Genomic DNA, 10088 nt, shown 5'->3' with positions numbered 1-10088 from the left:
TTTTGAACCCAAAAACTATGGTTGACACCGTTTAACTACGTTTCGGGACTACACTACCAAAACATTGCCTGAACTTTCCAGAATTTAAACATCGAGGACAACTCTGGAAGTTCTTGGTTTGGAAATACAAATCAGTACTGAATTTTCATCGGTTGCAGCAGTTGGAGGTTCCTGGTAAGCAACTTCGCCTGCATCGATTTTGCACATACAAGTACCACAGATACCTGCACGACAACTATAGGGAGGGTTAATGCCATTGGCTTCTGCAAACTCCAAGATAGTGCCATCACCCTCCTGCCAAGTCAAGGCTTTGCCCGATTTTGTGAAGACAATCTCAGCTTCTCTAACGTCTTCACCTGCTGTTGCAGCAGGAGGTTGGCTTGTAGAAGAGACTTTACCCCCCTTGGTAAAGGATTCAAAGAAGACTCTACTTTCAGGAACTCCCCATTCCTTGAGTCCTTCGCGCAGAGATTGCATAAAGGGTGGAGAACCACAAAGGAAAAACTCGGCTCCTTGCCCAACCAATTGTTGAATTAACGCAATGTCTACGTAACCAGTACTATGGTAAAGACCTTCGTCTTCCGCTCTGGGACGGCTGTAGCGAAAATGTACCTTGAGGTTGGCATTGCGTTGACTAAGCCCCAAAACTTCATCCTGGAATGCGTGAAACCTACCATCCCTAACACCATGTACAAACCAGATAGGTCGATTGGGGTTAAGACGGCTGCACGCCTTTGCCATGCTGATCATAGGAGTAATTCCGACACCATTACTAATCAGCACGGCAGGCAATGACTTCTGAACATCTATAACAAACCTACCGCTTGGTGGTTTTGCTGTAATAACGGAACCTTCATTGACAAAATCGTGCATAAAGTTAGATGCAATACCAGCCGGTACATCTAACCCCGTAGGAGTGGTTTCTTGCTTAATGGATAGGCGATAGTATTCACACGAATCGGTGTAATCTGAAAGAGAGTACGTGCGAATGACAGGCTTAGTTTGTCCGGGGATCTCCAGCTTGATAGTTAAGAATTGACCCGGTTGAAAGTTAGGAATTTCCCCGTTATCCTCAGGTTTCAGATAAAATGAAGTAATTTCCTCACTTTCTTTTACCTTGCGAACCACCACAAAGTTACGCCAATCCTGCCAGATCTTGCTGTTTGTTGTTTGAGAGGAACGCCTAATATTAAGGTCTTGAGCAGATTGTTGTTGACTTGCTTTGCCAGTATGAACTAAACCAAAGACTGCACCACACCCGGTTCCAAAGAGCGCAGAATACACACCAAACTGATAAGCAGATTTATCTTTGGCATTTGTTACACCAATGGCTACAGCAGCAGCTAGGGTAACTGCAGAGCAAACTGTAGCTGCTGCTGTCACACTTCTAAGTAATGGATTCTGAATTCTTCCCAGACTTTCCAGCACTATTGTTTCCTGTCTAGTTGTAATTATTAACGCAATCGACTGGAGTTAGATCTCAAACTGTTAACTAACTGTTCAATGTTGCAGCCCCAAAGGTTGCGTTGAATTTGCGACACCAGATAACAGCAGATTGGTATTTTGCTAAATTGACACTACTAGGAATTGAATAACTCTGAGTGCCACTAAATTTTTGTAGAGGGGCAAGAATTACGTAATCTCCCTTTTTTAAAGGATAAGCAGGTGGTTTGGTAGTATTAATGACATTTTTGGATTGATGCAAAATGACGACCAAATCGGGTCCAAGATTCGAGGTCTTAAAATCAGAACTAAGTTCCACAAAGGATTTTCCATTTCTGGTCACAATGCGAGCAGTTCCTTGAGTGTTATGTTCTCCAGAAACAAAAGTGCCAGATTTAACAGTTGTTTGTTTGTTTTGCTTCGACTGGGTTGAAGATTGTGTCTGAGCTGACGGTGTAGCAGCAGCCACCTGATTCTTAAGAACTTCTGCTGCACAACTGACTACCACAAGAGAAGCTAGACTCAACAATATCTTTTGTTTCAATTTCATGGCTGATACTTTCTTAATGCAATCAAGCAACAATTTAATTGTTGCTTGAGTCATTAGTTGCATGATGATGCTTTGCTAAGGAGTTTACTTAAGAAAGCTGATATTTAGGCGAGAAAATTTTTACAAATTTCTCAGCAAAATCTCATAACCTAAGCTGAGTTTTATTTTAAGGGGTAGCCAAGATCGCTCCTTAGGTGGCGATCGCTAAACGGTCATGGTATGTAATTGACCGAAGATCGGAGGGCGCAAGCCCCTAAATTCGATTTATGGGCGACGCCGTGAGGGGATTTTAATCCCCGTCAAACTTCTTTTTGGTTGGCAACATACTGCTTAATTACCTCTAAAGGTGCGCCTCCTACTGTTGAGACAAAATAAGAATTTGTCCAAAGTGTTGGAATCCTGCTTTTCAGATGAGGGAATTCCTGTCTCAAATACCGAGAGGTTGTACCTTTAAATCGCTTCATTACTTTGTGAATACCAAATTGTGGATCGCACTCAAGCAGTACGTGTACGTGATCTGGCATTACTTCAAGTTCAATGATTTCCACTTGAATTTCCTTGGCTATCTGATACAAAAGTTCTTTTAGCCGTGGTTCAACTTCGTTAACTAGTACGGGACGACGATATTTGGGACACCAGACAACATGATACTTGCACGAATAGACGATATTTTTGTTTGATTTGAAATCTTTCATAGATTTCCCTGAAATTAGATAGCTCTTATGTATATAATTTAAATTATACAGCTATAAGATATCTAATTAAGGAGGTGATTCAAGAGTGTTGGTACTGGAGTACAAAGCGGTGATTAAGCCCAATCAAGCAAAAGCTATAGACGAAGCTATACGTACAAGTCAGTTTGTGCGGAACAAGGTACTTAGATACTGGATGGATAACCGTGGAGTAGGCAAGAAAGAACTGTACCAGTACAACACGAGAGTTAGAGCAGAATACAAGTTTGTCAAAGATTTAAACAGCCATGCTTGTCAAGCGTCTGTTGAAAATGTAGAGCGTGCAATCAATAGGTTTTTTGATAACTGCAAGAACAACAAACCAGGAAATATTGGCTATCCACGCTTTAAGAAAGACAGTCGCTCTGTTGAGTACAAGGTATCAGGATGGAAGTTACATCTATCAAAACGCCGAATAACTTTCTCGGATAAGAAAGGGATTGGAGAACTCAAACTATTGGGCAAGTGGGATTTCCACACGTACCCAATTGAGTTAATTAAGCGGGTTCGGATTGTCCGTAGGGCTGATGGTTACTACGTGCAATTTTGCGTCAAAGTGGATGCAACCTGTGAACCTCGAACCGGGGATGGTCAGGTTGGGTTAGATGTCGGGTTAGAGTACTTTTACTCCGATTCCAACGGGCACCACGAGGAAAATCCCAGATTCTTGCGTAAAGCAGAGAAAGCCATCAAGCACGCTCAACGTCGAATTTACAAAAAAGAAAGAGGAACGAACAACAGACGAAAAGCGCGAGGGAGATATGCCCGGAAGCATTTAAGAGTAAGTAGGCAACGTGAAGAACATGCCAAGAGACTGGCACGTTGCGTATGCAAGGCTAACGCCTTAGTCGCCTATGAAGACTTGAATGTGAAGGGGCTGGCAACAAATCGTCGCCTAGCCAAATCAATCAATGATGTTGCTTGGACTACTTTTCGTCGTTGCTTGGAATACTTTGCTTTGAAGTTCAACACTAAAGTTGTAGCTGTTGCACCTCACTACACAAGTCAGAAGTGCAGTAATTGCAGAGAGACGGTTAAAAAGTCGCTCTCCACAAGAACTCACAACTGCCCACATTGCGGAACGGTCTTGCAAAGAGATGTGAATGCAGCTATCAATATTTTGTTAAAAGCAAAGTCTACCGGAGGGCATCCGGGAAGTAACGCTTGGGGAGTTGAAACCTCTACTCTGCTTGGGACAACCCTGGTACAGCAAGTTCCAACGTTGAGCCAAGAATCCCCCGGCTTTTAGCCGTGGGGAGTGTCAAACGAGAATATCTTGTATGCAATTATTTTAACCTTGGTTTTATTGTGTAGCGCTTTGGGTTACTGATACCTCTACAGTACAGAATAATATTTGTCAAGATATCTAAACAGTCACTGTCGTTGGCGTATCAGCTTTCATCTGAGATTAAAAAATACCGATTTTTCAGCCTTCGGACCATTTTCTATCTGAAAGTGAATATATGTCCATTGACACGAAACAGAAATAGTAGGAATATAAGCGCCGATCAAGTAAACACTAAGCTGCTTGATGCTGAAACGGTGAGAGGTTAAAGACTAATGGGGCGATTTGAGAGGCGACCAGATAACCTGGGAGGAAAAGGCGATCCATACGGGGCAGCAGAAACTGCCTTACGGGCTGTTACTGAGGAATTGCAGATTCTCCAACGGAATTTGCTGAAGTCGTTACACGAAGATGTGCACAAGCTACAGGCAGAAAAAGACCGCTTAACTAAAGAGATTAGACGGCTCCAAGAGGAAAAAGAACATCTACAACAGGGGCACCAAATCAACGAACAGCAAGCGTTGATTCGTCAGTTGTCACAAGTTTTGGCTCATCATATATCAACGCAGCTGCAATCATCTCTGGAAACTTTAGCGAACCAAGCTATGGAGCGTGTTTCTCAAACACCCACAACCTTAGAGAGTGAAAATGAATATGCTGAAAAACTCCTTGGCTCTTTGGATGACAGCCTGACTATCACCTTTAACTCACTGCAACAGGAGCTGAAAAACTATCAAAGCAGTGTTTCTCAACAGTTATCCCGGATGAGTGTCCAGCAAAGGGAAGGTGAAGCAATTTTAATAGAGTTAGTCAATCGCCTCCGCTCTGAATTGGAAGGAACAACAGGAGATGAAAGCAAGGCGATTGCCCAAGGCTTCGCCGTGAGCGCTCAGCCGAACGGGGCAGTGGCAAAGCCAATCGCACAAAGCGCAGTGTCAAAGGCAATCGCACAAGTTCCCCCTCCTGAGATTGAACAAACTCCACAACAACCACAACCAACTTCCTCGGAAACTCCAACGAAGTTGCAAACGGATGTTCCGCTAGAAATTACGGTTTTACCCAGTAGTGCGTCACAGGAAGAAACGCCTACTCCGGGTTCTGTTTATGAAAGCATAGCCTCGCCATGGGAAACAACTCAGCCTCCTGCTGCAATTCCAGAACCAACTCCCGTAACATCTGAGTCCACCGCCTCAAAGCCAGAACCACAACCAACACCAAACCAACCTCTACCGCAGACGAGAATGTCTTCGGTGCAACTGACGGGAGTCATCCTGCTTGTGTTGTCAACAGTGGCGTCAGCGCTGTACAACGTAGCCATTAAAGTGATTTTCCTCCCAGGTTCCCAAATTTTCGGTGTGTTTGACGTGCAGCGCCTGATCTCGCCGACTTTGGGGAATTGTCTGTTAATTTTGATGCTCAGGATGCTGGTGGTTGTACCGCTGATGTTGCTTTTGGCTCCGATGCTGCATTCACGAGTGTGGGAAGATTTGCAATACGTGAGTAGCTCACTGCGAAAAAATGCCACGAATCCCACTGCAAAAGGGGTGTTGGTACTGTCGATTGTTAGTGGATGCTTTTTATTTATATCTCAGCTTCTCATTTACCTTGCCATCGGTCAACTTGCCACTGGAATGGCGATCGCACTTTTCTTTGTCTATCCGGTGATCAACGCACTCCTGTCGTGGTTTTTATTCCGCGATGCTGGCTCCGGGAACCGCTCAAAGGGCGATCGCCTGACTTTGTTCACTACTGGCGCGATCGCTGTCATTGGCTTAGGTGAGTTGCTCGTTTTAGGAGGTTCCACCAGAACTGTCATGGGCAATATTCCTCTGGGGAGCATTGCAGCACTTGCTTCTGGAACAGCTTTTGCCTTCTACCTAATTTTCTCACGCAAATGTGCTGCGAAACTGCATCCAGTTTCTTTTACCTTGATTAACTTCGCTACGATGTTGCTGCTGTCTATCTTCGGTTTAGTACTGTCTTTACCCACAAACTGGAAGGTGCAACTGAACCCTGCTGGCTTGCTCGAACTTGTTTTATGTGCTTTCCTACTGGGTGTCCTGACGCTCTTGGGCTATTTGTTAAATAATTTTGGGATTCGTAAAGTTGGTGGCTCGCGAGCAGCAATTATCGGTGCAAGTATTCCCGCCCTCACGGTCATTTTTGCTGGGTTTATTATTCAGGAAACCTTGGCGCTTGAGCAAGCTTTGGGAGTTTTGCTAGTGACTTTCGGAGCGCTGATTTTCTGTTTTGAAAAAATCCGCAATTCTCCTAAACCCCATAATAAGTCTTCCAATTAATAGCAAGAGATTTCTAAACAATTCAGAATATACAATGTCTTTATCAGGGAATCCGGAAGATTCACACAAAACTTTTTGGTTATTTTTTGGTTACATATTTATCGGGCTTTTCATGTGTGTGGAATACACCAAATTGTAGGCGTGTAGAGCGTAGCACTTCAAATAAGAGTACAGTTGTACTCTCTTCTTCGGGAACGCTTTAAGCCCACATATTTATCAGATTAAATCGAAAATCGCTAGAATTCAATACCGTTGAGTTAAGAAGAATGTTTTTTGTTAGGTAAAGCGGCTCTACGCAAGCTATGCCTTGTACAGTTGTGGGTTTCGTTTGTCAAACAGGCACTTTCCAAGCGCGTGGGAAACCCCTGCACAGAAGTGTCCTCCCCAACAAAGCCCTTTTGTGTTTTTCATTCTAACTGAGCCGTATTGCGCTATAATTTGCCAACTGTTAGGGGAAACCCTTGTCAGTATAGAGTTATTTCATTGTAAATTTTGTGTGGCTCAAATTGAGGGGTGAAACCCTACACCCTCTTTTGCATTTCTTTAGATTTACCAACAATTATAATATCTGAAAGCCTTATTTTATGAGGCTTTTCACCATAAAAACTAATTTTTTACTATTCGTTAAACTTGAGTTTACTTAACTCTCTTTGGTAACAATTGTGTAAAAATAACTTAAATTTATTTATACAAATATATATTTTTAAAGTAATAGTATAAATTAATTTTTTAAGATAAATGACTTTAAAAAGTCTAGTTTGGTATTCTGTATCTTCTCTAACATTACGGTCTAAAAGAGGTTGATAGAATTAGCAAAAATTGTCGAAATAAAAAGGTAGTTTGAACCTTGGATTATCTTTGGAACGTAAGGTCAGGGATTTTTCGGAAAAAAGATTGGTTGTACCGCCAAAACATAACTGCAAGTTTTGAGAAGTACAGCATGCAAAGAGCCGCGCCACCTCTTTTTCTGTTAATGTTGTTACCAGGGCAGGTGAAACACCCAAACCTGCATTCTATCCTGAGAGTCTTTACCTAGGCAGGCTAAAAAAGTAGGCAAGATATTGAATCGTATCTGAATGCGAGAAGGGAGTAACTCGCTCATAATCATCTCGCTCTACTCAGTACTACCTGAATTCGCAAGAAAAGGTACGAAAATTATCTTTCTTTGACAGAGGTATTATTCATAAACCGTACGGACTAGCTAGTTTTTGAACCGAAACAATCGCTTCAAACGAGGCATCCTCCTTGAAATCATGCCTTATTCGTTGGATTTGACTTCCCGTTGTGTCGGTTCTTTGCCTCTTGTTGGAAAGATGCGCTTGTGGAACTGTTGCTAGTTGGTTTTGCGTGTACGTGTTGATACTTGCGATTCGGTGGCAATAGCTTGTACAACTTTTATATACGAGCAACTGTACAAACAGTGCTGGCTCTGGATTTGTGCTTGAAAATACGGATAAATTGCCAACTATGACTACCATGAATACTCATACATAACGCATAATAGATAATCTGAGGTAAAGACATCACCTAGTGGTGGGTGTATACTACTTATTTTCCATTGATTGACAATTGTGTAAACGTGCTATTCAAGTTTCTGTAATATGAGTAACGACGTAGATCTGATCAAACGTCTTGGCCCCAGTGCAATGGATCAGATCATGCTATACCTGGCTTTTAGTGCTATGCGGACGAGCGGGCATAGGCATGGGGCGTTTTTAGATGCTGCAGCAACGGCTGCCAAGTGTGCGATTTATATGACCTATCTGGAGCAGGGGCAAAACCTGCGGATGACTGGGCATTTGCACCACCTTGAGCCGAAGCGGGTAAAAATCATTGTTGAGGAAGTCAGACAAGCGCTGACTGAGGGTAAATTGCTGAAGATGCTGGGTTCTCAAGAACCGCGCTATCTGATTCAGTTGCCTTATGTTTGGATGGAAAGATATCCTTGGCGACCGGGGCGATCGCGCATTCCGGGTACAAGTCTCACATCAGAAGAGAAAAGACAAATTGAGCAGAAACTGCCGTCTAATCTGCCCGATGCCCAGTTAATCACCTCTTTTGAGTTTCTGGAGTTAATTGAATTCCTGCACAAACGCTCTCAGGAAGACTTACCCCCAGAAAACCGGATGGAATTGAGTGAAGCGTTGGCGGAGCATATCAAACGCCGTCTGCTCTACTCTGGTACGGTGACACGCATCGATTCACCTTGGGGAATGCCCTTCTACGCTCTGACGCGTCCTTTTTACGCTCCTGTAGATGAGCAAGAGCGTACTTACATCATGGTGGAAGATACTGCTCGGTATTTCCGGATGATGAAAGATTGGGCAGAACGGCGACCAAACACAATGCGCGTTCTGGAAGAACTGGATATTCCACCAGAGCGATTTGAGAAAGCTATGGAAGAATTAGACGAAGTCATCCGTGCTTGGGCAGATAAATATCACGAAGACGGAGGAGTTCCTATGATTCTACAAATGGTGTTTGGGAAAAAAGAAGACTAAAAACCAGTTATCAGTTATCAGTTATCAGTTATGAGTTATCAGTTATCAGTCAACTGTTTACTGCTAACTGTTAACTGATGACCGAAGCCCGCAGCGCTTGGACTGAGAACTCAGTAGTCAGAATAAGAAAAGGATGCAAGCCCCCAACTTTCTTATGGCATATGAAAAAGATTTATTCCCTTGCGCAAAGTGTACGAGCTTGCCTTGGCGTCCTTATCAAATCCCCTAAATTTATTTATAGGGATACCCAACTGTGTTCTGGATTGTGTGTTCTGCGTTCTTCTTAATGTTAATAGTACTTACCTAGTACTGGGATTTGCTGGAGTTTGACTAGGCTCAGTCGGCGTTTGATTAGGGTCAGATGAACCTGAATCAGTCGCAGGCGGAACTGTGGAAGGCGCAGATGGAGTTGGGGTAGCCTGAGGCGGAAGTGGAGTAGACTCATAAGTGGGTCTAAATTGACTTGGTTGCGCAGTTGAGGGTATAAAAGTAGGCAAAAAGCCGCTAACCCGGTCGCTGGCATCAATACAAGTTTCCAATGCTTGAGGGGGAGCAATATCAATTTCAGCACGCAAACCCACCACACACTCAGCAAACCGCACGGGTAACAAGCTACGACCGCAATAATTTAAAACTGCTGGGTTAGCAGCCTCCCGAGTGTAGCGACTGATCCCAACAACACAAGTCGCTAAATCTTCAGGACGCCGTGATTGCGTACAAGTTGCCAGTGCATCAGGTCCTGCAATTTGTGTTTGCCGCCCAATTCTACTCACGCAAGCAGACAAGTCACCAGGACGTAGTGCAGCAGCACAAGCTTGTGATGCTGCTTCCGCTGCTACTCCCGCCCTCAAAAGTCGCCCAGCACAAACACGGAAATTATTCCTGTATGTGGCGGTGACAGCCATAGTAGATGAAGTCATTGCTAACCATCCAGTCACAGCAAAGACTGGTACGCTAGCCATTGCAGTGACTCGGCAAACAACTGCTCTTAAGCCGTCTGCGCTTTCAAGACGCTTTGTAATGCGCCTAGCTTTTAACCCAAGCCAATGGGTATCTTCGCTTTTTCTGTTCTCTAACATTATTTCCCTTCTCCAAACACCCAAGAGTATGCTATTTCATGATAGAAGCCCGTTTTGATGCGTGCAATACAGAGATGAGAGAGTCAGGGAGTGAGGGAGTCAGGGAGATGAGGGAGATGAGGGGGATGAGGGAGATGAGGGGGATGAGGGAGTGAGGGAGTGAGGGAGTGAGGGAGTGAGGGAGTGAGGGAGATGAGGG

At 43.8% G+C, this 10088-nt stretch carries 7 protein-coding genes; 3 read left to right on the top strand and 4 right to left on the bottom strand.

Going from position 1 to position 10088, the window contains the following annotated elements:
- Positions 1-84: 84 nt before the first annotated feature.
- The 3 genes from ACM0OZ_RS46445 to tnpA all read right to left on the bottom strand — a co-directional run bounded on the left by ACM0OZ_RS46445 (position 85) and on the right by tnpA (position 2688).
- The gene (locus ACM0OZ_RS46445) at positions 85-1428 is read right to left on the bottom strand and encodes a 2Fe-2S iron-sulfur cluster-binding protein (RefSeq protein ID WP_414589743.1); all 1344 of its coding nucleotides are present in this window, start codon (positions 1426-1428) and stop codon (positions 85-87) included.
- A gap of 64 nt (positions 1429-1492) precedes the next feature.
- The gene (locus tag ACM0OZ_RS46440; RefSeq protein ID WP_414589742.1) at positions 1493-2047 is read right to left on the bottom strand and encodes a DM13 domain-containing protein; all 555 of its coding nucleotides are present in this window, start codon (positions 2045-2047) and stop codon (positions 1493-1495) included.
- Positions 2048-2292: 245 nt separating this feature from the next.
- Positions 2293-2688: an IS200/IS605 family transposase gene (gene tnpA, locus ACM0OZ_RS46435; RefSeq protein ID WP_414589741.1), complete on the bottom strand. Its 396-nt coding sequence runs from the start codon at positions 2686-2688 to the stop codon at positions 2293-2295.
- An 85-nt stretch (positions 2689-2773) separates the two neighbouring features.
- Between tnpA and ACM0OZ_RS46430 the strand changes: the two genes are divergently transcribed.
- The 3 genes from ACM0OZ_RS46430 (at position 2774) to hetR (ending at position 8810) form a co-directional block, all read left to right on the top strand.
- Positions 2774-3973, top strand: a complete 1200-nt coding sequence (locus ACM0OZ_RS46430; protein ID WP_414589740.1) for an RNA-guided endonuclease InsQ/TnpB family protein — start codon at positions 2774-2776, stop codon at positions 3971-3973.
- A gap of 311 nt (positions 3974-4284) precedes the next feature.
- The gene (locus ACM0OZ_RS46425) at positions 4285-6309 is read left to right on the top strand and encodes an EamA family transporter (RefSeq protein WP_414589739.1); all 2025 of its coding nucleotides are present in this window, start codon (positions 4285-4287) and stop codon (positions 6307-6309) included.
- Between the two features lie 1601 nt (positions 6310-7910).
- Positions 7911-8810, top strand: coding sequence for a heterocyst differentiation master regulator HetR (gene hetR / locus ACM0OZ_RS46420; protein WP_073629253.1), 900 nt, complete (start codon positions 7911-7913; stop codon positions 8808-8810).
- Between the two features lie 299 nt (positions 8811-9109).
- On the opposite strand, the gene ACM0OZ_RS46415 is transcribed toward hetR, so the two are convergent.
- Positions 9110-9889 (bottom strand): hypothetical protein, encoded by a 780-nt coding sequence (locus ACM0OZ_RS46415; RefSeq protein WP_414589738.1) that lies wholly within the window; start codon positions 9887-9889, stop codon positions 9110-9112.
- Positions 9890-10088: the final 199 nt, after the last annotated feature.

It is taken from the genome of Scytonema sp. PCC 10023, from assembly GCF_963920835.1.
Taxonomy (GTDB): Bacteria; Cyanobacteriota; Cyanobacteriia; order Cyanobacteriales; family Nostocaceae; genus Kalymmatonema.
Note: the sequence above shows the minus strand (reverse complement) of the source record. Positions and strands in the feature narration are given on the sequence as shown.